Source organism: Streptomyces sp. NPDC003379 (genome assembly GCF_053589195.1).
Genome location: NZ_JBSFRK010000014.1, coordinates 77,677 through 101,431, shown reverse-complemented (window position 1 = coordinate 101,431; position 23,755 = coordinate 77,677). Strand labels below are relative to the sequence as shown.

Below are 23,755 nucleotides of genomic sequence, written 5' to 3'. Positions count from 1 at the left end.
CCGCTCCCTCCCCCACTCCCCACACACCCCCAAAATGGAACACTTTTCTAGAAAGATCTTCCACCCGGAAGGACCGATGGTCCACACTGGTCACCGGCCCGGCCGAGGCCGGTGTCCGTCCGTGCGGACGGGGGTACGCACGGGAGCGGCACAGGTCCGGCCGGGAGGCCGGTGAACGGGGAGACGGTGGACGGGGCAGGCGGGCAGGACGCGTTCGACCTCACGGGCAGCGGCGCGGAGCCGCTGCGCGAGCGGGACCCACGGCGGATCGGGACGATCCCCCTCGTGGGCCGCATCGGGGCAGGCGGCATGGGGCGGGTGTACCTCGGCGTCGTGGACGGGCGGTACGCCGCCGTCAAGCAGATGCTGGCGTCCGTCGTCGCCGAGGACGAGGGGTTCCTGCGCCGCTTCGGACAGGAGATGGACAACCTCGCGCGCCTGCCGGCCGAGGCCACCGCCCCGCTGCTCGCGAGCGACCGCACCGCCGAGCCGCCCTGGTTCGCCACCGCGTACGTACCCGGGATCACACTGGCGGAGGCCATCGAACCGCACGGCGGGCCGTTACCGGCCGATGCCCTGTGGCGGCTCCTGCGGGGAGTGGCCAGTGGCCTGAAGTCGGTCCACGCCCTCGACATGGTGCACCGGGACCTCAAACCGTCGAACGTCATGCTGACCCTCGACGGCGTCACCCTCATCGACTTCGGCATCGCCCGCGCCGCCGAGCAGAGCCAGCTCACCCAGACCGGCCTGATCGTCGGCACGCCCGCGTACATGTCACCCGAACAGGCGTCGGGGAAACGGCGGTTGTCCAGCGCCTCCGACGTGTTCACGCTGGGCCTGCTGATCGCGTACGGGGCAAGCGGGCGCTGGCCGTTCAAGGACAGCGCCGAAGGCAGCCCCCTCTACCGCATCGTCCACGACTTCCCCGACCTGAGCCCGCTGCACACGCTCGACCCGCGCCTGGCCGAGATCATCACGTCCTGCCTGGACAAGGACCCCGAGGGCCGCCCGACCGCCCCCGAACTGCTGGACCTGGCGACGGAACACGGCCCCACGGCCCCACCCAGCTGGCCACCCCACATCACGGACCGCCTGGCGGGCCGGGCCGCGTTCGCCGCGAAACCGCAGGAGCCCCCCGTAGCGGCGACGCCGACAAAGAACACGAACACACCGGAGCCCGCACAGAACAAACCGGAGACCAAGCCGGAAGCCACCACGCCCAACCCACCCGAGCCCCGCCACCCCCACCGCACCCGCCGCACCCGCGTCCTGATGGCGGTGGTCCCGGTCGTAGTCATCGCCACCGGCACCACACTGGCCCTCCAGAACCTCCCGTACATCACGGACCCGGACCGCGCGGCAGGCTCAACCCCTTCCGTGTCGGCCACCGCACCGATGGCCCCCGCGGCGTCACCGGACCAAAACGCATCAGCAACACCCGCATCGGACAAACCAAAGAAGAAGCGAAAGAACCCGAACGACAAGAGCGACGACGCATCACCGGACAAGGGAAAGGACACCGCGGCGAACGACGAAGACACCCCCGCCGACTCCAAGAACCCACCCGGGGACAACGACAACAAGCCCGACGGAGACGCACCGGACGCGAACTCCGGCTCCTCCAACAACAACGGCGGCGACACCAGCACAGGCAACAACGGGGACGACAACGACGACTCCCCCACCAACCCCAACACCACCCCCTCAGGCCCGTTCCGCCTCAAGAACGCAGACAACGGCTCATGCCTGACCCAGGTGTACGGCTCTGCGGACGACGGCACGTGCGGCGACCCCAGCGCCTCGTGGAAGACCGTGAGCGCGGAAAACAACAGCTTCAAGGTCGTCAACAAACAGTCCGGCTCGTGCCTGGTAGCCAACATGCTCGGCCAGGCCGTCTTCGTGGGCGACTGCACCCAGGGCGCCGCCCGCCTCTGGCGCTGGGGCTCGAACGGCACCCTGAAGAGCACCTCGAACGGCGGCTGCCTGGACCTGGCCTACGGCGGCGGCGTAGCCGCATCCACCTGCCAATCAGGCAAGGCCTCCCAGCAGTGGGCCAGGTAAACACGCCACCGACCGCCCCACCACAAGCAAAAGCCCCAGGTCACGGCGAGTGAGTCCTGGGGCTTCCACAGAGCCGCCTTCGGGATTCGAACCCGAGACCTACGCATTACGAGTGCGTTGCTCTGGCCATCTGAGCTAAGGCGGCGCGCCATCCGCACCATCGTGCGATCAGCAACGCGGCCAAGTCTACACAGTTTCCGGGGGTGCTCCGCACACCCCTCTCGGAGCGGGCCCTCATCCCCTACAAACACCTACCGCGCGCCCACCGCACACTACGAACAGCGCTTTCCGTCAGCCGGTGCCTTGCCCTCCAGCAGATACGCGTTGATCGTCGAGTCGACGCACGCGCTGCCCCTGCCGTACGCCGTGTGGCCGTCGCCGTCGTACGTGAGCAGGCGGCCGGACGAGAGCTGGGAGGCGAGGGCCCGCGCCCAGCGGTAGGGGGTGGCGGGGTCGCGGGTCGTGCCGGCGACCACGATGGGGGCCGCGCCCCTCGCCGTGATGCGGTGTGGCTTTCCCGTGGCCTTGACCGGCCAGTACGCGCAGTTCAGCGAGGACCAGGCCAGGCCCTCGCCGAAGACCGGGGAGGCCTTCTCGAAGTCCGGCAGGGCCTTCTTGACCTGGGCCGACGAGGTGAAGGCCGGCGGCAGGTCGAGGCAGTTCACGGCGGCGTTGGCGAACATGAGGTTCCCGTACGTGCCGTCGCCGTCCCGTTCGTAGTAGCTGTCCGAGAGGGCCAGCAGGCCCGAGCCGTCCTTGTTCCCGATCGCTGAGGTGAGCGCGTCACGCAGCTGGGGCCAGGCGCCCTCGTCGTACATCGCGGCGATCACGCCGGTCGTCGCGAGGGCCTCGCCGAGCCTGCGGCCCGAGCTGTCACCGGCCGGCAGAGGCGCGCGGTCCAGCTCGTCGAAGAAGGCCTTCAGGCGCTTGCCCGCGTCGGCGGGGCTCCCGGAGCCGAGCGGGCACTTCGCGCCGAGCGCCACGCAGTCCTTCGCGAACGACTGGAACGCCGTCTCGAAGCCCGCGGTCTGGTCGCGGTTCATGCGGCGCGCGGAGAGAGAGGGGTCCATCGCACCGTCCAGGACGAGGCGCCCCACGCGCTCCGGAAAGAGACCGGCGTACGTCGCGCCGAGGAACGTGCCGTACGAAGCACCCACGTACGACAGCTTGCCGTCGCCCAGCGCCGCCCGCAGGACGTCCATGTCGCGCGCCGCCTCGACGGTGGACACGTGCGGCAGGACGGTCGCCGACCGCTTCTCGCAGCCCTGCGCGAACCTTTCGAACGAGGTGCCCAGCTCATCGGTCTCGCGCTGGTCGTCGGGGGTCACATCGGTCTGCGTGTACGCGTCCATGCCTTTGCCGTCGAGGCAGGTGACGGGCTCGCTGCGGGCCACGCCGCGCGGGTCGACGGCGACCATGTCGTAGTGGGCGCGGACCTTCTCGGGGTAGCCGAGCGCCGCGTACGACTGGAGGTAGCCGATCGCCGAGCCGCCGGGCCCGCCCGGGTTGACCAGGAGCGAACCGAGCCGTCCGCTTCTCTTGGTGGACTGCTTGCGGGCCACGGCCAGCTTGATGTCGCCCGCCGCGGGCTTGCCGTAGTCGAGCGGCACCTTCATCGAGGCGCACTCGAAGCCGGCGACACCGCACTCGCGCCAGCTCAGCTTCTGACCGTAGTACGAGGTGAGGTCCGTGGACGTCGAACTGGTGAGCACGGCCAGGGAGGCGTCCGCCGTCGACCTCCCCGACGAACACCCGGAGACGAGCAGCCCTGCGGTCACGAGCAGCGTGCCGCACGTACGGAAGGAAAGGCGGCGGCTGCGACCGCGGCTACGGCTTCGGCTGCCGCTGCGGCGGTGGTGACGGCTGATGTCCATCCCGCGAGACTAACTCTCCGCGCACGATTGATCACACACAGTGCCCGTCTCGTACTCGTACGGGTGACCTCGTCAACACCTCGTCACCACCTTGTCAACGCCTCGTGACCGCCTCGTCAACCAGCCCGCAGCGCCACCGTCATCGCCTCCACCGCCAGCAGTGGTGCCACGTTGCGATCGAGGGCCGTGCGGCACGCGCCGATGGCCTCGATGCGGCGCAGCGTGGCCTCGGGCGACGTGCCCAGAGCCATGCGCTCCAGCATGTCCTGCACCTCGGTGTTGGCGATGGCCACGCGGGAGCCCAGCTGGAGGGCGAGAACATCGCGGTAGAGCCCGGTCAGGTCGATGAGGGCGAGGTCGAGGCTGTCGCGCTGCGTACGGGTCTTGCGGCGCTTCTGCCTGTCCTCCAGCTCCTTCATCACCCCCGCCGTGCCGCGCGGCATCCGGCCGCCCTGCCCCCCGCCGAGCGCCGCCTTCATCTCCTCGGTCTCCTTGGTGTCGACGTCCTCGGCGACCTGCTTCGCGTCGTCGGACGCCGTGTCGATCAGCTCCTGCGCCGCCTTCAGACAGCCGCCGATCTCCTGCACGCGCAGCGGCAGCTTCAGGACGGCGGCCCTGCGCTCACGCGCGCGTGGGTCCGTGGCGAGCCGCCGGGCGCGGCCGATGTGGCCCTGCGTCGCGCGCGCCGCCGCCGCCGCGACGTCCGGCTCGATGCCGTCCCTTCGTACGAGCACGTCGGCGACGGCCTCCACAGGAGGCGTACGCAGTGTCAGGTGCCGGCAGCGGGAACGGATTGTCGGCAGCACGTCCTCCACGGAGGGCGCGCAGAGCAGCCACACGGTGCGGGGGGCGGGCTCCTCCACGGCCTTCAGCAGGACGTTCCCCGCGCCCTCCGTGAGGCGGTCGGCGTCCTCGAGAACGATGACCTGCCAGCGTCCGACCGCGGGCGACAGCTGCGCCCGGCGGACCAGCTCGCGGGTCTCCTTCACACCGATGGACAGCAGGTCCGTGCGGACCACTTGCACATCGGCGTGTGTACCGATGAGGCTCGTGTGGCAGCCGTCGCAGAACCCGCAGCCGGGCACCCCACCGAGGGCGCGGTCCGGGCTGGTGCACTGCAGGGCGGCGGCGAAGGCCCGCGCGGCGTTGGACCGGCCCGAGCCGGGCGGACCCGTGAACAGCCAGGCGTGCGTCATCTTCGACGACTCCGGCACGGGAGTGTCGGCGGCGACCGCGGTCACCAGCGCGTCGGCGTCCCGGGCGGCGGCGCTCAGCTGCTCGCTCACCCGCTCCTGTCCGACCAGGTCGTCCCACACGCTCACGACGTCACCGCCACGTCGTCCCACACGCTCATGGGGTCACCGCCTTACGCTGCGCACTGCTCTTGCCGGACTGCCCATTGTGGAACACGGCACTGACAACGGGAGCACGACCGGCGCCGCCCGCCTCCGCACGCCTCCGCCATCAACGCCGACGGCCGCCCCGGCGCCCTCGCCCACCCTGGTCCTCAGGGCCATCAGCGCCATCAGCGCCATCAGCGCCATCAGCGCCATAAGCATCGTCGATGTCGTCCACGTGCGAGCCGAGCAGTTCGTCCGCCAGCGTCGGCAGGTCGTCCAGCGGCGTCTCCTCGGCCCAGTCGGGCCGGGACCGCCGAGGCGCGCCCTGCTCGTCGATCTGGGGCAGCTCGCGGGTACGTTCGTTGCCCCCCTCGGGAGCCGACGGACGCTCGTCCCTGAAGTACCCCGGCGGCACCTTGTCCTCGCGTACGGCCGGCAGTACGGCCGTCTCGTCCGCGGCACCCGGAACCGGCGGCTGCCGCAGCACCTCGGTGTCCTCCGGGCCCGGCCCGTCGGGCCGCACCGGCGGCAGTACGGCGGTCTCGTCGGCCGCTCCGGAAGGCGGCGCCACCACCGGCGTGGGCACGGTCGTCTCGTTGTCCGGCACGGAGGGCGCAGGCCGGTCAGACGGACCGGAGGGACCAGACGGCTTGGCCGGAGCCGACGGCCTGGACGGCACAGACGCCACCGAAGCCGAATCAGAGGCCGAAGCCCCCTCAGCGGCCGCCGCCGCAGCCGCAGCCGCCGCCGCAGAAGCCGCAGCCATCCGGCGAGCCTCCTCCGCCCGGAGCAAAGCCTCCTCCGCCTTCCGCTGCTTTTCGAGCCGCCGCTCCTCCGCCTCGGCCCGCAGCCGCGCCTCTTCCTCGGCCTCCCGGCGGCGCCGCTCCTCCTCGGCCGCCCTGACCTTCTCCTCGGCGAGCAGCCTGGCCTTCTCCTCCTCGGCCTTGCGGCGAGCCTCCTCGGCGCGCTTGCGGGCCTCCTCGGCCTGGCGCTCGGCCTCCCGGCGCTGGGCCTCCTCCAGCTCGCGCCGCTTGCGCTCCTCCTCCTCGGCGCGGAGCTTGGCGAGCTGCTCCTGGCGCTCACGTTCGAGGCGCGCTTCCTCGGCCTTGCGCGCGGCTTCTTCCTCGGCCTTGCGCCGCGCCTCCTCCTCGGCAGCCTTGCGGGCCTCCTCCTGGGCCTTCACCTCGGCCTCGGAGAGCGGAAGCACCACGTCGAGCCGGTGCCGGATCACGGTCGTGACCGCCTCCGGCTCCTGGGAGGCGTCGACGACGAGGTAGCGGCCCGGGTCGGCGGCGGCGAGCGTGAGGAAACCGGACCGCACGCGCGCGTGGAACTCGGCCGGCTCCGACTCAAGTCGGTCGGGCGCCTCCGTGAAACGCTCGCGGGCCGCCTCGGGCGACACGTCGAGCAGACACGTCAGGTTCGGTACGAGGCCACCGGTCGCCCAGCGGTTGATGCGGGCGATCTCGGTCGGCGACAGGTCGCGCCCGGCGCCCTGGTAGGCGACGGACGAGTCGATGTACCGGTCGGAGATGACGATGGCGCCGCGCTCCAGGGCGGGCCGTACGACCGTGTCGACGTGCTCCGCGCGGTCGGCGGCGTACAGCAGCGCCTCCGCACGGTGCGAGAGACCGGCCGAGGAGACGTCGAGGAGGATCGACCGCAGCCGCTTGCCGACGGGCGTGGCGCCCGGCTCGCGCGTGACGACGACCTCGTGCCCCTTGGCGCGGATCCACTCGGCGAGCGCCTCGGCCTGGGTGGACTTGCCTGCGCCGTCGCCGCCCTCCAGGGCGATGAAGAACCCGGTGGCGCAGGGCGCCTGCACCGGGTCGTCGCCGCCGCGCAGGGCGTCCCGCAGGTCGTGCCGCAGCGGCACGCCCTGCCGGTCGTCGGCCTTGGCGAGGACCAGCGCGGCCACCGGCAGCAGCAGCGCGCCGACCAGCATCAGTGTGAAGGCGGCGCCGCCGTGGTCGAAGACGAACTTGCCGTTGACCATGCGGTGCGGCCCGATCGCGGCGGCGACCACGGGGGCCACCAGCGCGCCGAGCGCGATGCTCAGGCGGGCGACGGCCTGGAGGTGCTCGGTGGTGCGGGCCCTGCGGTACTCCTCGACCTCCTGGTCGAGCAGCGCGTGCCCGGTGTTCGCGGCGACGCCCGCGCTGACCCCGGCGAGGGCCAGGAGCAGCAGCACGGTCGTCACGTCCGGCACGAGGCCCGCGACGAGCAGCGCGACACCGGTGAGGGCGATCGCCAGCGCGAGCAGCCGGCGGCGCGACAGCGAGGGCAGCAGGGACGACGCGGTACGGATGCCGATGACGGTGCCGCCGGTCAGGGCGAGGACGATCAGCCCGTACGCGACGGGCCCGCCGCCCAGGTCCTTGGCGTGCAGCACGGCGACGGCGACGGCCGCGGCGATGGCCGTGGCGACGGCGGCGCTGGCGACGACGAGCAGCGGGATCGCGCCCGTGCGCCCCTTGTCGGTGCCGGTGCCGGTACGCGGCCTGCGCAGCCCTTCGAGCGGGCTACGCGCGCGTGGCGTCTGCGTACCGGGAAGCCGCAGGAAGTAGACGATGGAGAGCGATCCGGCGAAGAGCCCGGCCGCGAGGAACGAGGCGAGCCCCGCCTGGTGCAGCTGGAACCAGTCGAGCCCGGCGCCCAGGAGGTTGCCGATGAGCGTGATGGCGACGAGCGCGGCGGCCGCGGCGGGCAGCGCCACGAATCCCGTACGCAGCGACAGGCGCCGCAGCGCGTCCATGTGGTCCGGCAGCGGCCGTACCGTCGCGCCCTCGAGGGGTGGCGCGGGCAGCAGCGCGGGCGCGGCGCTCTCCCGGGCGACCGTCCAGAACCGTTCGGCGACACCGACCACGAAGGCGGTCACCAGGATCATCGCGAGGGCGTTGTCCGGGGTCCAGTCGATCCACAGCGGGGCGACGATCAGCAGCGCGGCGCGCACGCCGTCGGCGCCGACCATGGTCCAGCGCCGGTCGAGCGGGCCGCCCGGTGAGGTGAGGGAGGTGAGCGGTCCGAGAAGCACCGCTCCGAAGAGCAGCGTCGCGAGGACGCGTGCTCCGAAGACAGCGGTGACGGCGAAGGCCGCACCGCGGTAGCCGCCTCCGAAGGCGCCTTCCGCTATGGCCGACTGGAGCGCGAGGATCACCAGGACGAGCAGGGCGAGCGCGTCGCCGACACTGCCGACGAGCTGTGCGCTCCACAACCGCTTCAGCTGGGGTACGCGCAGCAGAGCGCGGACCGCACGCTCTCGGGAATCTGCGACCAGGGCGTCGTCGGGGGCCGGGTTTCCGGCCGTTGGCTGCTCGGCACGCGTCATCCGTCCAGCCTATCTGGATGCGCTGCTTCCTCGTCGGCCCGCCCGAACAAACGATCGCCTACCGATGGGCACACCACTGCCGGGCACCTGTCGACGAGGCGCCCGGCAGTGGGAAACGTCAGTCCTCCGAAGAAGCGGCCTTACTCGAAGCCGCCGCCTTCTTGGCAGTGGTCTTCTTCGCGGCAGTGGTCTTCTTGGCCGCGGTCGTCTTCTTGGCAGCGGTCTTCTTGGCGGCGGTCTTCTTGGCGGGCGCCTTCTTGGCAGGTGCCTTCTTGGCCGTCTTCTTGGCCGGGCCCTTCGCCCGCTTCTCCGCGAGCAGCTCGTAGCCGCGCTCCGGAGTGATGTCCTCGACCGAGTCCGCCGCCCGCAGCGTCGCGTTGGTCTCGCCGTCGGTCACATACGCCCCGAAGCGGCCGTCCTTGACCACGACGGGCTTCTTGCTGACCGGGTCCTCGCCGAGCTCCTTCAGCGGCGGCTTCGCCGCGGCACGGCCCCGCTGCTTCGGCTTGGAGTAGATCTCCAGGGCCTCGTCCAGCGTGATGGTGAAGAGCTGCTCCTCGCTGTCGATCGACCGCGAGTCCGTGCCCTTCTTCAGATACGGGCCGTACCGGCCGTTCTGCGCGGTGATCTCGACGCCCTCGGCGTCGGTGCCGACCACGCGCGGCAGCGACATCAGCTTCAGGGCGTCCTGAAGGGTGACCGTGTCGAGCGTCATGGACTTGAAGAGGGAGGCCGTACGCGGCTTGACCGCGTTCTTGCCGGTCTTCGGGGTGCCCTCGGGGAGCACTTCGGTGACGTACGGGCCGTAGCGCCCGTCCCTGGCGATGATCTGGCGGCCGGTTTCCGGGTCCGCGCCCAGCTCGAAGTCGCCGCTCGGCTTGGCGAGCAGCTCCTCCGCGTACTCGACGGTCAGCTCGTCCGGCGCCATGTCCTCGGGCACGTCGGCGCGCTGGTGTTCCTCGGAGTCGCGCTCACCACGCTCGATGTAGGGGCCGTAGCGGCCCACCCGCAGCATGATCCCGTCCCCGACGGGGAACGACGACACCTCGCGGGCGTCGATCGCGCCGAGGTCGGTGACGAGCTCCTTGAGACCACCGAGGTGGTCGCCGTCGCCGTTGCCCGCGTCGGCGGCGCCCCCGGAGCCCTCGCCGCCCTCACCGAAGTAGAAGCGCCGCAGCCACGGCACGGCCTGCGCCTCGCCGCGCGCGATGCGGTCGAGGTCGTCCTCCATCCTGGCGGTGAAGTCGTAGTCGACGAGCCGCCCGAAGTGCTTCTCCAGCAGATTGACGACGGCGAACGACAGGAACGACGGGACGAGCGCCGTCCCCTTCTTGAAGACGTACCCGCGGTCCAGGATGGTCCCGAGGATCGACGCGTACGTCGACGGGCGGCCGATCTCGCGCTCTTCGAGCTCCTTGACCAGCGAGGCCTCGGTGTAGCGGGCCGGCGGCTTGGTGGCGTGGCCGTCGACCGACATCTCGTCGGCGGTGAGCGCGTCGCCCTCGCCGACCTGCGGCAGCCTGCGCTCGCGGTCGTCCAGCTCTGCGTCCGGGTCGTCGGCGCCCTCGACGTACGCCTTGAGGAAGCCGTGGAAGGTGATGGTCTTGCCGGACGCGCTGAACTCGGCGTCGCGGCCGTCGGAGGCGCGGCCACCGATCTTGACCGTGACGGAGTTGCCCGTCGCGTCCTTCATCTGAGAGGCGACGGTCCGCTTCCAGATCAGCTCGTAGAGCCGGAACTGGTCGCCGGTCAGACCGGTCTCCGCGGGCGTGCGGAAACGATCACCCGAGGGGCGGATCGCCTCGTGCGCCTCCTGCGCGTTCTTGACCTTCCCGGCGTACGTGCGCGGCTTGTCCGGCAGGTAGTTGCCGCCGTAGAGCTGGGTTACCTGCGCGCGGGCCGCGGTGACCGCCGTGTCGGACAGGGTCGTGGAGTCCGTACGCATGTACGTGATGAAGCCGTTCTCGTACAGCTTCTGGGCCACCTGCATGGTGGCCTTCGCGCCGAAGCCCAGCTTGCGCGAGGCCTCCTGCTGCAGCGTCGTCGTACGGAAGGGGGCGTACGGCGAGCGGCGGTAGGGCTTGGACTCGACGGACCGTACGGAGAAGTCCGTCTCCTGGAGGGCGGCGGCCAGCGCGCGGGCGTTCGTCTCGTCCAGGTGCAGGGTGTCGGACTTGAGCTGCCCGACGGAGTTGAAGTCGCGGCCCTGCGCGATGCGCTTGCCGTCGACCGCGGTGAGGCGGGCGACCAGCTGCGACGGGTCGGAGGCGTCACCGGCGCGGCCGGTGCCGAAGGTGCCGGTCAGGTCCCAGTACTCGGCGGAGCGGAAGGCGATGCGCTCGCGCTCCCGTTCGACGACGAGGCGGGTGGCCACGGACTGGACGCGGCCCGCCGACAGGCGCGGCATGACCTTCTTCCACAGGACCGGCGAGACCTCGTAGCCGTAGAGGCGGTCGAGGATGCGGCGGGTCTCCTGGGCGTCGACCATGCGCTTGTTGAGCTCGCGCGGGTTGGCGACGGCGGCGCGGATCGCGTCCTTGGTGATCTCGTGGAAGACCATGCGGTGGACGGGGACCTTGGGCTTCAGGACCTCCAGGAGGTGCCACGCGATGGCTTCGCCCTCGCGGTCCTCATCGGTGGCGAGGAAGAGCTCGTCGGAGTCCTTCAGGAGGTCCTTGAGCTTCTTGACCTGGGCCTTCTTGTCGGCGTTGACGACATAGATGGGCTGGAAGTCGTGCTCGACGTCCACGCCGAGGCGGCGCACCTCACCGGTGTACTTCTCGGGCACCTCCGCGGCGCCGTTGGGGAGGTCGCGGATGTGCCCGACGCTGGCCTCGACTACGTAGCCGGGGCCGAGGTAGCTCTTGATCGTCTTCGCCTTGGCAGGCGACTCGACGATGACGAGTCGGCGGCCGCCCTGTGCGGTCTCGCTGGTCGGGGACAACTTCGCTCTTCTCTCCGGTCGACGCTCGGTGGCAGTGCGCGGCGAGCACCACGTGGTCGGGGTGCTCGTGACAGTGCGGTGGCAGTGCTCGCATGGCTTGCGTTGCGCTGTCGCTGCGGAGTGTGACGGTACATCCCGCCCCCGTGTCAAACGGGAAAAGCCCGCAACGGCCACTCGAACGGTAACCCGACTACCGCCATTCCTGCCGCCCGGAGTGGCGACCTGCCGTTTCGGCGCCCGGCCGGGGCCTCGGCCCCGCCGCACCGGCGCGATCACCGGAGCAGGCCCCTCCACCGCTCTGGAGCGAGACCTCCGCCGGTCGGTGGACCGTCCTGGAGCGAGGCCCTCCGCCGCACCGGAGTACGCCCTTGCCCTCTACCCCGGTACGACCCCGCGCGCCACCGGAATACGGCCCGGCAGCCCACTGGAGTACGGCCGTCCGCCCGCGGAGCCCGCTACTCCGGCCCTGCCGGGACGTGGCGCTCCACCCCTGTCGAAATACGACGCCCCACCCCACCGGAAGGAGGTGGTCCGCCGCGGCCGCGCAGCGGCTTCACAGCCGAGTGAAACACCACACGCTGAGAAGCAGCGCGCCGGAACCGGCGAGCGCGGCGAGCGTCGCCGATGCGACGGGGCTCACACCCTGGGCGACCGGTTCGCGGTGTGCGACACGCGCACCGGTCCACAGCAGCAGTCCGGCGCCGAACAGCGCGAACACCGTCCCGGCGAAGATCGCTGGTGCGCTCTCCATGGCCCTTGCCTCCCCGTACAGCTCTTCGCCCGGCTCTTCGTCAGCGGCCTTGGCCTGGAGGCTGACACGCCCGGGAATCGAGAGCGCGAAATCCGGGTGAACGGCGGACGGCCCGCTCGCCCGCCTTTCCACCCGAATTGCCGGACGTGTACGGGGTGTTGGCTGATTTCCCCACCCAGGGCAGGGCTGACACCGACCGCCCTACGCCTGGACCGGCAGCAGGAAGCCCTGCGCCACCAGGAGCCTGATCTGCGCGGGCGTGCGGTCCCGCAGCAACACGGGGTCCTCGCCGACCAGTTGGGCGATGGCGTCCAGGATCCGCCCGGCGCTCAGCGACCCGTCGCACACCCCTGCGAACCCGGCGCCCACCGTGTCCACCTTGGTGGCTCGCCGCATCCCTCGGTGCTGGCGCAGCACGACATGCTCCGGGTCCTCGGCGCCCGGCAGCCCGACCTGCTCCTGCACGACCTCGTCGGCGAGCTTGAAGTGCGCGGCGAGCAGCGCCGCGTCATCGTGCGTACGCAGGTACTCCTGCCGGTCGAAGAACTCGCGCACGGTCTCACCGAGCGGCTGCTCGACGGGGTGCGGCCACTCCTCGACGGTGATGCTCGGCTCGGCGGCCCCGGTCTTGCGCAGCGTGATCCACCCGAACCCGACGGCCCGCGTCCCCCGCGCCTCGAACTCGTCCAGCCACGCCTCATACCGATCCGCGTACCGCGCCGGGTCCTGGCGGTGGTCCCCCGCGTCCCGCAGCCACAGCTCGGCGTACTGCGTGATGTCCTGCACCTCGCGCTGCACGATCCAGGCGTCGCAGCCGCGCGGCACCCAGGACCGCAGCCGGTCCTGCCACTCCTCGCCGTCCACGTGCTGCCAGTTGGCCAGGAAGTGCGCGTACCCCCCTTCGTTCAACCGCTCCCCCGCCTCCTGAACGAGCGAGCGGCACAGATCATCCCCGCCCATCCCGCCGTCCCGGTAGGTGAGCCGGGCCCCCGGTGAGATCACGAAGGGCGGGTTCGACACGACCAGGTCGTACGTCTCGTCGCCCACCGGCTCGAAGAGCGAGCCCTCGCGCAGGTCCGCCTCCGGGGCGCCCGAGAGCGCCAGCGTGAGCCGGGTGAACTCCAGCGCACGAGGGTTGAGGTCGGTCGCCGTCACGCGCGTGGCGTGCTGCGCGGCGTGCAGCGCCTGGATGCCGGAGCCGGTGCCGAGGTCGAGGGCGCTGTCGACCGGCGTCCGCACGGTGATCCCGGCGAGCGTCGTGGACGCGCCGCCGACCCCGAGGACGACGCCTTCGTCATGGCTGCCGATGCCGCCGGCGCCGCCGACCGCGCAGCCCAGGTCGGAGACGATGAACCAGTCCTCGCCGCTCGGCCCGCCATAGGGCCGCACGTCCACGGCCGCCCGCAGCGCACCGTCCCGCTCGATCAGCCAACCGCTCTCCAGGAGAGCGTCGAGGGGCAGAACGTCCGCCACGCGCGCGTGGGGCACGGTTTCCTGGAGCAGAAAGAGGCGTACGAGGGCTTCAAGGCCGCCTTCCCCACGTGTGGCACGCAGGGCGGGGACGGTCTCACTGCGCGCGAGCGCGGCGTACGCGGGCGCCCCGAGCAGTTCGAGCAGCCCGTCGGCGGTGAAGTCGGCGGCGAGCAGGGCCTCCCGCAAGGAGGCGGCTACGTCGGCGCGGTCGGACGAGGGCAGGGGGAGGCTGGCAGTACTCACACCCCCATTGTGGCCCGAGGGCAACACCGACGCCCCCGGCGCCACCATGGGTGCCGAGGGCGTGGGGAAGAACGTACGGCCCGAGGGGGTCAGTTCTTGGCGGACGGTGTGGTGGACGCGCTCTTGCAGCTGTCCTGCTTGCCCATCGCCTTGCCCACCTCCCCCTCCTGCAACTTGTCCAGCGCCTCGTTGCCGCTCTTGCTCAGCTTGTCCAGCTCGCCCGCGACGTCCTTGAGGCCGTCGGCGAAGTCCGCCTGGTTCTTGGTGTCCAGGCCGTCGACCTGCTTCTTCAAGTCCTCGTACGACTTGGAGATGGCGTTGAGCTCCTTGACGGCGTCGTCCGTCTTCTTCTTCCCGTCGTCGACCGGCGGCGCGCCCGCGCTCTTCACGGAGGAGCCCATCGCCTTGTAGGCGTCCGACATGTCCTGGAACGCCTTGGAGTCGGTCTTCTGGACGTCGGACGGCGAGCTGTTGTCGGAGGTCTCCTTCTGGATCGCGGCGTTGGCGTCCGCGATCTTCTTCGACTGCGGCTGGACGGAGTCACAGACCTTCTTGGCCCAGTCGTCCAGCTCCTTGTTGCCGTCGTCGCTGCTGCACCCTGTCATCGCGAGTACCAGTACCGCACCGCCGGACAGTGCGGCTGCAAGCTTCTTGTTCACCGGATTGGTCCCTTCCATGGCTCTCGGCCCCGGAACTTACACGCCAAACGAGCGACAATCGCATGTCGTGGGCCCGATACAACCGCTATTGCAGCCATTTGCACCAAGCAGATGGCGGGGAGTGGGAGAGAAGGCTCACGACGGGCTCACGACCCGTCCGGGGCCCTGGTGACGATGGGCGGGCGTCCACACGCCAGCGGGCGGACGGCGCATCAATAAGCGCCGCCCGCCCGCGTGTTGGACGCGGCCCGGACCGGAGTCAGGAAACGACCGCCGGGTCGACCGACTTTGCCGTCACCCCGGCGTTGCCCTCGTCCCCGACGGCGATGCCCCGCCGCTTGGAGACGTAGACCGCGCCGATGATGACCGCGATGGAGAGCGCCGCGATGAGGACCCGCATGCCGACGCTGGCGTCGTCCCCGTAGCTGAACTTGATGACGGCGGGCGCGATGAGCAGCGCCACCAGGTTCATCACCTTCAGCAGAGGGTTGATCGCCGGGCCCGCGGTGTCCTTGAACGGGTCGCCCACGGTGTCGCCGATGACGACCGCGGCGTGGGCCTCGCTGCCCTTGCCGCCGTGATGGCCGTCCTCGACGAGCTTCTTGGCGTTGTCCCAGGCGCCGCCCGAGTTGGCGAGGAAGACCGCCATCAGCGTGCCCGTGCCGATCGCGCCGGCGAGGAACGAGCCGAGCGCGCCCACGCCGAGCGAGAAGCCGACCGCGATGGGCGTGAGCACGGCGAGCAGACCCGGTGTGGCCAGCTCGCGCAGCGCGTCCTTGGTGCAGATGTCGACGACGCGCCCGTACTCCGGTTCCTCGCTGTAGTCCATGATCCCGGGGTGCTCGCGGAACTGCCGCCGCACCTCGTAGACCACGGCCCCGGCCGACCGCGACACCGCGTTGATCGCGAGCCCCGAGAAGAGGAAGACGACCGCGGCGCCGAGGATCAGGCCCACCAGGTTGTTGGGCTGGGAGATGTCCATGACCAGGTTCATCGGAGCGCCGTCGCCGAGTTTCTCGCCGACGTCCTTGGCCGCGGTCGCGATGGCGTCGCGGTACGACCCGAAGAGCGCCGACGCCGCGAGGACCGCGGTCGCGATGGCGATGCCCTTGGTGATGGCCTTGGTGGTGTTGCCGACGGCGTCCAGGTCGGTGAGGACCTGCGCGCCCGCGCCCTCGACGTCGCCGGACATCTCGGCGATGCCCTGCGCGTTGTCGGAGACGGGGCCGAAGGTGTCCATGGCGACGATGACACCGACGGTGGTCAGCAGCCCCGTACCGGCCAGGGCGACCGCGAAGAGGGCGAGCATGATCGACGTACCGCCGAGCAGGAACGCCCCGTACACGCCGAGCCCGATGAGCAGCGCGGTGTAGACGGCCGATTCGAGACCGATCGAGATGCCGGCGAGGACGACGGTGGCCGGGCCGGTCAGCGAGGTCTTGCCGATGTCCTTCACGGGACGCCGGGTGGTCTCGGTGAAGTAGCCGGTGAGCTGCTGGATCAGGGCGGCCAGCACGATGCCGATGGCCACGGCGATGAGCGCGAGGACCCGCGGATCGCCGTTGTGGCCCGCGATCGCCGCGTCCGTGACGCCGTCGAGCTTGGCGTACGAGGACGGGAGATAGGCGTAGACGGCGGCGGCCACGAGTGCCAGCGAGATGACGGCGGAGATGAAGAAACCGCGGTTGATGGCGCTCATGCCGCTGCGGTCGGCGCGCCGCGGTGCCACCGCGAAGATGCCGATCATGGCCGTCACGACGCCGATGGCCGGGACGATCAGCGGGAAGGCGAGCCCGGAGTCGCCGAACGCCACCTTGCCGAGGATCAGCGCGGCGACGAGCGTGACGGCGTACGACTCGAAGAGGTCGGCGGCCATACCGGCGCAGTCGCCGACGTTGTCGCCCACGTTGTCGGCGATGGTCGCGGCATTGCGCGGATCGTCCTCCGGAATGCCCTGCTCGACCTTGCCGACCAGGTCGGCGCCGACGTCGGCGGCCTTGGTGAAGATGCCGCCGCCGACACGCATGAACATCGCGATCAGCGCGGCTCCGAGCCCGAAACCTTCCAGCACCTTCGGCGCGTCGGCCGCGTAGACGAGCACGACACAGGAGGCGCCCAGAAGACCGAGCCCCACCGTGAACATGCCGACGACGCCGCCCGTGCGGAAAGCGATCTTCATGGCCTTGTGCGAGACGGCGGTGAGATCCTTTTCCGGCTCGCCTTCCGCCGGGGTGGCCTCCCGGGCGGCGGCCGCCACGCGCACATTGCTGCGCACGGCGAGCCACATACCGATATAGCCGGTGGTGGCCGAGAACGCCGCTCCGATCAAGAAGAAGATCGATCGTCCGGCGCGCTGATTCCAGTCGTCCGCGGGCAGCAGCATGAGCAGGAAGAACACGACGACGGCGAATACGCCGAGCGTGCGCAGCTGCCGGCCCAGATAGGCATTCGCGCCCTCCTGGATCGCCTTCGCGATCTTCTTCATGCTGTCGGTGCCCTCGCCGGCCGCCAGGACCTGGCGCACCAGGACCCCGGCGACGACGAGCGCCGCGAGCGCGACGGCCGCGATGACCATCACGATCAGACGATTGTCGTCGGTCAGGACTGCGGCTGCGAAGGTTGAGGGGTGGTCAAACTGATGAGGGGTAGAAAGCCCCGCCATTCGTCCTCCTTGGCGCTTGGGCTGAGCTCAAGATGTGGACGGATTGTAGGGAGCGGAACCTGATCAAAACAGAGCGCCACTAACGCAATTGACCGGAGATCGCTTCTCAGCAAATGATCGCGGCCATGGATTGGCCCCGAAAGCAGTAATGCTCCAAAACCGTTGACGAGAGATCGACCGCAGAATTGATCAAGGGAATTGAATGATCAGAATAAGAAAAGGCCCTGTTCACCGTGGTGGTGACAGGGCCTGTCAGGGCGTGGGGCGGGCAGAGTGAGGGGGCCCCGCCCGGGGCGGGGCGGCGAGAGTGGGCCTCAGGGCAGGAGCGGCGCGGGGGTGGTCGGCCAGCTCATGCGGATCAGGCCGCCGGATGCGCCGGCGGTGACCTCGACGTCGTCCACGAGGCCGCTGATGACGGCGAGACCCATCTCGTCCTCGCCCTCCAGCTCGTCGCCCGCGTCGGACCGCCCGCCGGGCACCCGGTCACCGGGCGCCGAACGGGGCGCCTCGTCGCCGACCTCGATGGAGAACTGCTTCTCGTCCTCGATCAGCGAGACCAGCACCGGCGCCGTGACGCCATTGCTCTGGTGGAGCCCGACGGCGCGCGTGCAGGCCTCACCGACGGCGAGCCTGACCTCGTCGAGAACGGCCTCGTCCACCCCGGCCCTGCGCGCGACCGCGGCCGCCACCAGGCGGGCGGTCCTGACGTGCTCGGGCAGCGCGCTGAAGCGGAGTTCAACGGTGGCCATGCATCCCCCTCGGACGTACGCGCGTGCTGTCAGGGGACCGAGCCGCAGGCCCGGTCCCCTGCTGTACTGCCACCCCCGGCCTCAGTCGGTGGCGGCGACTGCTTCCTCGACCGAGGTGTGGATGGGGAACACCTTGGTCAGGCCGGTGATGCGGAAGATTTTGAGAATGCGCTCCTGGTTGCAGACCAGGCGCAGCGAGCCCTCATGGGCACGCACCCGCTTCAGGCCGCCGACCAGCACGCCGAGTCCGGTGGAGTCGAGGAAGTCCACGCCCTCCATGTCGACGACCAGGTGGAAACTGCCGTCGTTCACCAACTCGACCAACTGTTCGCGCAGCTTGGGCGCGGTATAAACATCGATTTCGCCACCGACCTCGACGACCGTACGATCGCCGACGGTACGGGTCGACAGGGACAGGTCCACGGATCCTCCAGCACCTTGCTATCGAGCGGTCATCCCTCGGGACACCTCGGCAGAGCCCCCAGGACGGATCGCCAGCCGCGATGGCATTCAATCACTTACCGGCGGGCGTGCACGACGCCTTGGGACCATTGTCCATCCCGCCAGTGACACACTCGATGCCGATGGCCAAAATTTCTCCTCCCGGAGGACCCTCTGCGGGCGCCCCGGCACAGACGTCCCCGCGGGCGGTCCTTGACCGACTCACCGCTGGGCCGAGCCGTGCATCGCGCGTCACTCATACGGAGCACTTGCCCCCACGTGCGGCCCGGTATGCAGTCTGGCCCGACCGCATCCGTCCGGAGGTCATATCCGCCGTTCGGGCGGCGGGCATCGAGCACCCCTGGGCCCACCAGGCACGGGCGGCCGAGCACGCGCTGGACGGCGAATCCGTGGTCGTCGCCACCGGCACCGCGTCCGGCAAGTCCCTGGCCTACCTCGCGCCCGTCCTCTCCGCCCTCCTCGACGGCTCCGAGGCACCCAACGGGCGTGGCGCCACCGCCCTGTACCTGGCCCCCACCAAGGCCCTTGCGGCCGACCAGCGCCGCGCCGTCCGCGCACTCGCGGAGCCTCTCGGGAACGCCGTACGCCCGGCCGTGTACGACGGCGACACTCCCGTGGAAGAACGCGAATGGGTGCGTCAGTACGCCAACTACGTGCTGACCAATCCCGACATGCTGCACCGCGGCATCCTGCCCTCCCACCCCCGCTGGTCCGCCTTCCTGCGCGCCCTGCGCTACGTCGTCATCGACGAGTGCCACACCTACCGCGGCGTCTTCGGCTCCCATGTCGCCCAGGTCCTGCGCCGTCTGCGCCGCCTCTGCGCCCGCTACGGCTCCGATCCCGTCTTCCTGCTGGCCTCCGCCACCTCGGCCGACCCGGCCGTCTCCGCGGAGCGCCTCATCGGACTGCCCGTGAAGGAGGTCGCCGACGACGCCTCGCCCCGCGGCGAACTCGTCTTCGCCCTGTGGGAGCCCCCGCTCACCGAACTGCACGGCGAGAAGGGCGCCCCCGTCCGGCGCACCGCCACCGCCGAGACCGCGGACCTCCTCACCGACCTGACCGTCCAGGGCGTCCGCTCGGTCGCCTTCGTACGCTCCCGGCGCGGCGCCGAGCTGATCGCGGTGATCGCCCAGGAACGCCTCGCCGAGGTCGACCGCTCCCTCGCCCGCCGCGTCGCCGCCTACCGCGGTGGCTACCTCCCCGAAGAGCGCCGCGCCCTGGAACGCGCCCTGCACTCCGGCGAACTCCTCGGCCTCGCCGCCACCACCGCCCTCGAACTCGGCGTGGACGTCTCGGGCCTGGACGCCGTCGTCATCGCGGGCTACCCCGGTACGCGAGCCTCGCTCTGGCAGCAGGCGGGGCGGGCCGGACGCTCCGGGCAGGGCGCCCTGGCCGTGCTGGTCGCCCGGGACGACCCGCTGGACACATATCTCGTCCACCACCCCGAAGCGCTGTTCCAGCAGCCCGTCGAGTCCACCGTCCTCGACCCCGACAACCCGTACGTCCTCGCCCCCCACCTGTGCGCCGCCGCCGCGGAACTTCCCTTGGTCGACGACGACTTGGCGCTCTTCGGCCCCGCAGCCGAGGAGCTGCTCCCGCAGCTGGAGGCCGCGAAGCTGCTGCGCCGCCGGACGAGGGCCTGGCACTGGACCCGCCGGGAGCGGGCCGCCGACCTCACCGACATCCGCGGCGAGGGCGGCAACCCCGTCCAGATCGTCGAGGAGGGCACGGGACGGCTGCTCGGCACCGTCGACGCGTCCGCCGCGCACACCACCGTGCACGAGGGCGCGGTCCACCTCCACCAGGGCCGTACGTATCTCGTGCGCCACCTCGACCTGGAGGACTCGGTGGCCCTGGTCGAGGAGGCCGTGCCGCCGTACTCCACGACCGCGCGCGACACCACCGCGATCTCCATCCTGGAGACGGACGTCGAGGTCCCCTGGGGCGAGGGGCGCCTCTGCTACGGCTCCGTCGAAGTCACCAATCAGGTCGTCTCCTTCCTGCGCAGAAAAATCATCACGGGCGAGGTCCTCGGCGAGACCAAGCTGGAACTCCCTCCTCGTACGCTGCGTACGCGCGCCGTCTGGTGGACGGTCACCGAGGACCAGCTGGACGCCGCCCGCGTCCATCCCGAGATCCTCGGCGGCGCCCTGCACGCCGCCGAGCACGCCTCCATCGGCATGCTGCCGCTGTTCGCCACCTGCGATCGCTGGGACATCGGCGGCGTCTCCGTGCCGCTGCATCCGGACACGCTCCTTCCCACGGTGTTCGTGTACGACGGTCATCCGGGCGGGGCCGGGTTCGCCGAGCGGGCCTTCCACACGGCTCGGGAGTGGCTGACTGCCACGCGGCAGGCGATCGCGTCCTGCGAGTGCGAGGCGGGCTGCCCTTCGTGCATCCAGTCCCCCAAGTGCGGTAACGGCAACGAGCCGTTGCACAAGCGGGGGGCTGTGCGGTTGCTTTCTGTGTTGCTTCGGGATGCGGGTGAGGGCGGGGACAGGGACGGGGACGGGGAGACCGGATAGGGGACGGGACCGTGGGGCAAGGCGTGGTCACGGAGAAACCCCGGGGCCCGCCCGCGACCGGACCCGCGCGGAGAAGGCGCCGACGGAAGCCGAGACCGTGACCTCGGAGACATCGCCCCGCACAGCGCAGCGCAGGAGCCGCGCCCCCTGCGCCTGGGCCACCCGGCCGGCCCCCGCGCAGGCCGCCGAGGCACCGGCCGCCCAACGGTCCGCCGCCGCCAGCGCCGCGAGATCCGCCGCGCCACCCGCCCGATGCCGGGCCACGACGACCTGCCCCATCGCCAGCACGGCACCGGAGACCACGCAGAGCACCGCCATCACCGCCGTCACCCACACCGTGGCCGCCCCTCGATCGTGGCCCGCGCCGCGCCACACCCGGCCCGCCCGGCCCGTCATGAACCCACCCCCACCGTCTCTTCCGCCAACGCCACCGCCTCCGCCCGCAGCCGCAGACCTAGACCCAGTGCTCCCGGGCCCGGCGAGTCCGCGACCACCTCGACCCGCACCAGGCCACCGTCGCGCCGCACGGCCACCCGCGCCCCGCGTGGCGCCGCTTGCCGCGCCGCCGCCACGGCCACCGTCGCCGGGTCCTGCCGCGCCGCAGCGCGAGCCCCTGCCCGTGCCGCGTCCACGCACTGGATCTGCGCGCACACGGCAAGCAGCGTCCAGACCAGGGCCATGGTGAACAGGACCAGCGTCGGCAGGACTACGGCCGCCTCCGCCGTCACGAATCCCCGGTCTCTCTCGCGCGTCCTCGGTCCGTGATCAGAACGGCGCATGGAGTGCCTTCTCCACCACCGCCTGCAGAGCGGCCCCGACCTGACCACTCGTCACCACCTTGTAGAGCAGTCCGGCGAACCCCACCGCCGCGATCAGCCCCATCGCGTACTCGGACGTGACCATCCCCGCGTCCTTGCCCGCCCCGCGAGCCCGCCGTAGCAGCGCCCGCGCGGAGTTGCGTACACACATCTCGACCCCCATGAATGTTGTTCCGTAAGTCGCCTCGGGCCTATTGGCCTCGGAGAAGGCGCGTCTGCGTTCAGACGTTCAGGTATTCAGGCGTTCAGGCCGTCCTCAACAGGCCCTCCGCGAGGCCCATCACCACCGGCAGCACCCCGAACGCGACGAACGACGGGAGGAAGCACAGGCCCACAGGTGCCGTCATCAGCACCGCCGCCCTTCGCGCCCTGGCCGTTGACGCCCGCGCCCGCGCCGCCCGTGCGTCCGCGGCGAGGCGGGCCACTGGGTCCGCGGCGGGCGCTCCTGACTCGCCCGCGCGCTCCAGGAGCCGAGCCAGCGGAGCAGCACCCGGTATCTCCGCCAACTGGCGCCAGGCGTCCGCTGGTTCGCCGCCCAGCCGTACTTCCGCCGCTCCTCGCGCGAGCCGCTCACCGACCGGACCTCGCAGCGACTCCCCGACGGCTCGCGCGGCCGCGACCGGGCTCGCGCCCGCGGCTACACAGGCCGCCAAAAGGTCCGCTGCCAAGGGGAATTGGCGAGCGCCCTCCGCCGCGTCACTGATTCCGCCCCGTGCGCCAGGCGGTGCGTGGGTCCGCCGCCATCGCCATGTGCCGTAGCCGACAGCCGCTCCCGCCACCAGCCCCGGGACTCCGCCCACCAACGCGTAGGCCGCACTCGCCGTCCCCGCCACCATGAGCCAGGCGCGCGCCCCGGCCCGCAAGCCCGGCCACCGCTCCCCGCGCCGCGCAGCCGGTCTCTCCACGCCCAGTGCCGCCCCGGCCCGCCGCCGCACCGCCCTCTCCCGCCGCGCGGCCAACACCGTCAGCGCCAACCAGAGCACCGCCGCGACTCCCCACACAGCTATCCCCAGCCTGTGGACAGAACTCATCGTCCCTCCGCTCCTCGTACGATCCGCAGCGCCCACCACACCCCGACGCCCTCAAGCACCCCGCCCACCGCCAGGCAGCCGAGCCCCGGTCCTGTGTGCAGCAGCACCCGCAGAGGCTCCGCCCCCAGTGCGCCGCCCATCAGCAGTCCCAGTACCGGCAGCCCCGCGAGCATCACGGCGGTCGATCTCGCGCCGGCCAACTGGGCTCGCAGGTCCGCTCGCTGATCGCGCTCGGAGCGCAGCGTGCCCTCCAGCCGCCCAAGCCCCGCCGCGAGCCCCGCACCGCGATCCACCGCCACCCGCCAGCACGCCGCGAGCCCCAGTAACCCCTCCGCGCCCGGCTCTCGCGCCGCCTCGCCCAGCGCCCCGGGCACGTCCCCGCCGAACCGCGCCGCCGCCAGCACCGCACCAGAGGCCACCCCAGAGGAATCATCAAGGGCCGACCGCAGCGCATCCCTCGGCTGCCGCCCCGCCCGCACCTCGCCCGCGAGCGCCCCGCACAGCGCGATCACGGCATCGCCACGCCGCTCCCGCTCCCGGCGCGCCTCCCGGGCCCGCCGCACGCGCCCCGCCAACGGCACTCCGGCCGCGCCCGCGATCAGCGGCAGCGGAGACTCCCCGAGGAGCGCCACCACCGCCCCGGCCACCAGGCACCACCACTCGTGCCGCACCCGACCGCGCCCAGCGGCGACAGCCCGCCGCCAGGACCAGCCGTCCGCCTTCTCGGGCGCACCGGCCCCGAGCACCGACCGGACCCGCCGAGCCGTACGGTTTCGACCATCCGTCAGCCAGGCCGCACTCCCCGCGCACACGGCCGCCGCCCACATCGTCGTAC

17 protein-coding genes and 1 tRNA gene are annotated in these 23,755 nt (G+C 71.3%); 2 read left to right on the top strand and 16 right to left on the bottom strand.

Annotated features, from left to right (window positions below; translation table 11 throughout):
* Positions 1–171 precede the first annotated feature (171 nt).
* A complete protein-coding gene (locus tag ACWDVB_RS16020; protein ID WP_451515315.1) occupies positions 172–2,061 on the top strand; it encodes a protein kinase domain-containing protein in 1,890 nt (629 codons plus the stop codon).
* 71 nt (positions 2,062–2,132) lie between these two features.
* Here ACWDVB_RS16020 and ACWDVB_RS16015 read toward each other — a convergent pair.
* From ACWDVB_RS16015 to bldG, 11 genes are all read right to left on the bottom strand, one after another.
* A tRNA-Thr gene (locus ACWDVB_RS16015) sits at positions 2,133–2,206 on the bottom strand.
* Between the two features lie 127 nt (positions 2,207–2,333).
* A complete protein-coding gene (locus ACWDVB_RS16010; RefSeq protein ID WP_451515316.1) occupies positions 2,334–3,935 on the bottom strand; it encodes an alpha/beta hydrolase in 1,602 nt (533 codons plus the stop codon).
* A 116-nt stretch (positions 3,936–4,051) separates the two neighbouring features.
* Complete coding sequence (locus tag ACWDVB_RS16005) at positions 4,052–5,257, bottom strand: DNA polymerase III subunit delta' (RefSeq protein ID WP_451515398.1); 1,206 nt, start codon at positions 5,255–5,257, stop codon at positions 4,052–4,054.
* Positions 5,258–5,399: 142 nt separating this feature from the next.
* Positions 5,400–8,603, bottom strand: coding sequence for a dTMP kinase (gene tmk, locus ACWDVB_RS16000; RefSeq protein WP_451515317.1), 3,204 nt, complete (start codon positions 8,601–8,603; stop codon positions 5,400–5,402).
* A gap of 118 nt (positions 8,604–8,721) precedes the next feature.
* Entirely contained in the window at positions 8,722–11,547 is a 2,826-nt protein-coding gene (topA, locus tag ACWDVB_RS15995; RefSeq protein ID WP_451515318.1) for a type I DNA topoisomerase, read from the bottom strand.
* 553 nt (positions 11,548–12,100) lie between these two features.
* Positions 12,101–12,298, bottom strand: a complete 198-nt coding sequence (locus tag ACWDVB_RS15990) for a hypothetical protein (RefSeq protein ID WP_451515319.1) — start codon at positions 12,296–12,298, stop codon at positions 12,101–12,103.
* Between the two features lie 201 nt (positions 12,299–12,499).
* Entirely contained in the window at positions 12,500–14,014 is a 1,515-nt protein-coding gene (locus ACWDVB_RS15985; RefSeq protein ID WP_451515320.1) for a DUF7059 domain-containing protein, read from the bottom strand.
* 89 nt (positions 14,015–14,103) lie between these two features.
* Positions 14,104–14,691 (bottom strand): small secreted protein, encoded by a 588-nt coding sequence (locus ACWDVB_RS15980; RefSeq protein WP_451515321.1) that lies wholly within the window; start codon positions 14,689–14,691, stop codon positions 14,104–14,106.
* Positions 14,692–14,932: 241 nt separating this feature from the next.
* Complete coding sequence (locus tag ACWDVB_RS15975; protein ID WP_451515322.1) at positions 14,933–17,335, bottom strand: sodium-translocating pyrophosphatase; 2,403 nt, start codon at positions 17,333–17,335, stop codon at positions 14,933–14,935.
* Positions 17,336–17,649: 314 nt separating this feature from the next.
* On the bottom strand, positions 17,650–18,084 hold the full coding sequence (locus ACWDVB_RS15970; protein WP_451515323.1) for an ATP-binding protein: 435 nt from the start codon (positions 18,082–18,084) through the stop codon (positions 17,650–17,652).
* An 81-nt stretch (positions 18,085–18,165) separates the two neighbouring features.
* The gene (bldG, locus tag ACWDVB_RS15965; protein ID WP_003975386.1) at positions 18,166–18,507 is read right to left on the bottom strand and encodes an anti-sigma factor antagonist BldG; all 342 of its coding nucleotides are present in this window, start codon (positions 18,505–18,507) and stop codon (positions 18,166–18,168) included.
* An 80-nt stretch (positions 18,508–18,587) separates the two neighbouring features.
* Between bldG and ACWDVB_RS15960 the strand changes: the two genes are divergently transcribed.
* On the top strand, positions 18,588–21,071 hold the full coding sequence (locus tag ACWDVB_RS15960) for a DEAD/DEAH box helicase (RefSeq protein ID WP_451515324.1): 2,484 nt from the start codon (positions 18,588–18,590) through the stop codon (positions 21,069–21,071).
* Between the two features lie 27 nt (positions 21,072–21,098).
* Here the strand turns inward: ACWDVB_RS15960 and ACWDVB_RS15955 are convergent, their stop codons facing one another.
* The 5 genes from ACWDVB_RS15955 to ACWDVB_RS15935 form a co-directional block, all read right to left on the bottom strand.
* On the bottom strand, positions 21,099–21,467 hold the full coding sequence (locus tag ACWDVB_RS15955) for an Rv3654c family TadE-like protein (protein WP_451515325.1): 369 nt from the start codon (positions 21,465–21,467) through the stop codon (positions 21,099–21,101).
* The gene (locus ACWDVB_RS15950) at positions 21,464–21,850 is read right to left on the bottom strand and encodes a TadE family type IV pilus minor pilin (RefSeq protein WP_451515326.1); all 387 of its coding nucleotides are present in this window, start codon (positions 21,848–21,850) and stop codon (positions 21,464–21,466) included. The genes ACWDVB_RS15955 and ACWDVB_RS15950 overlap by 4 nt, the downstream gene beginning before the upstream one ends.
* The gene (locus ACWDVB_RS15945) at positions 21,837–22,052 is read right to left on the bottom strand and encodes a DUF4244 domain-containing protein (RefSeq protein ID WP_451515327.1); all 216 of its coding nucleotides are present in this window, start codon (positions 22,050–22,052) and stop codon (positions 21,837–21,839) included. The genes ACWDVB_RS15950 and ACWDVB_RS15945 overlap by 14 nt, the downstream gene beginning before the upstream one ends.
* An 82-nt stretch (positions 22,053–22,134) precedes the next feature.
* Positions 22,135–22,557 (bottom strand): type II secretion system F family protein, encoded by a 423-nt coding sequence (locus tag ACWDVB_RS15940; protein WP_451515328.1) that lies wholly within the window; start codon positions 22,555–22,557, stop codon positions 22,135–22,137.
* 359 nt (positions 22,558–22,916) lie between these two features.
* The gene (locus ACWDVB_RS15935; RefSeq protein WP_451515399.1) at positions 22,917–23,747 is read right to left on the bottom strand and encodes a type II secretion system F family protein; all 831 of its coding nucleotides are present in this window, start codon (positions 23,745–23,747) and stop codon (positions 22,917–22,919) included.
* Positions 23,748–23,755: the final 8 nt, after the last annotated feature.

Excerpts from the sequence above, each read along its gene's own strand:
- ACWDVB_RS16010 (WP_451515316.1), bottom strand. The coding sequence starts at position 3,935 with ATGGACATCAGCCGTCACCACCGCCGCAGCGGCAGCCGAAGCCGTAGC.
- tmk (WP_451515317.1), bottom strand. The coding sequence starts at position 8,603 with ATGACGCGTGCCGAGCAGCCAACGGCCGGAAACCCGGCCCCCGACGAC.
- ACWDVB_RS15990 (WP_451515319.1), bottom strand. The coding sequence starts at position 12,298 with ATGGAGAGCGCACCAGCGATCTTCGCCGGGACGGTGTTCGCGCTGTTC.
- ACWDVB_RS15980 (WP_451515321.1), bottom strand. The coding sequence starts at position 14,691 with ATGGAAGGGACCAATCCGGTGAACAAGAAGCTTGCAGCCGCACTGTCC.
- ACWDVB_RS15975 (WP_451515322.1), bottom strand. The coding sequence starts at position 17,335 with ATGGCGGGGCTTTCTACCCCTCATCAGTTTGACCACCCCTCAACCTTC.
- ACWDVB_RS15970 (WP_451515323.1), bottom strand. The coding sequence starts at position 18,084 with ATGGCCACCGTTGAACTCCGCTTCAGCGCGCTGCCCGAGCACGTCAGG.
- ACWDVB_RS15960 (WP_451515324.1), top strand. The coding sequence starts at position 18,588 with ATGGCATTCAATCACTTACCGGCGGGCGTGCACGACGCCTTGGGACCA.
- ACWDVB_RS15955 (WP_451515325.1), bottom strand. The coding sequence starts at position 21,467 with ATGACGGGCCGGGCGGGCCGGGTGTGGCGCGGCGCGGGCCACGATCGA.
- ACWDVB_RS15950 (WP_451515326.1), bottom strand. The coding sequence starts at position 21,850 with ATGCGCCGTTCTGATCACGGACCGAGGACGCGCGAGAGAGACCGGGGA.
- ACWDVB_RS15945 (WP_451515327.1), bottom strand. The coding sequence starts at position 22,052 with ATGGGGGTCGAGATGTGTGTACGCAACTCCGCGCGGGCGCTGCTACGG.
- ACWDVB_RS15935 (WP_451515399.1), bottom strand. The coding sequence starts at position 23,747 with ATGTGGGCGGCGGCCGTGTGCGCGGGGAGTGCGGCCTGGCTGACGGAT.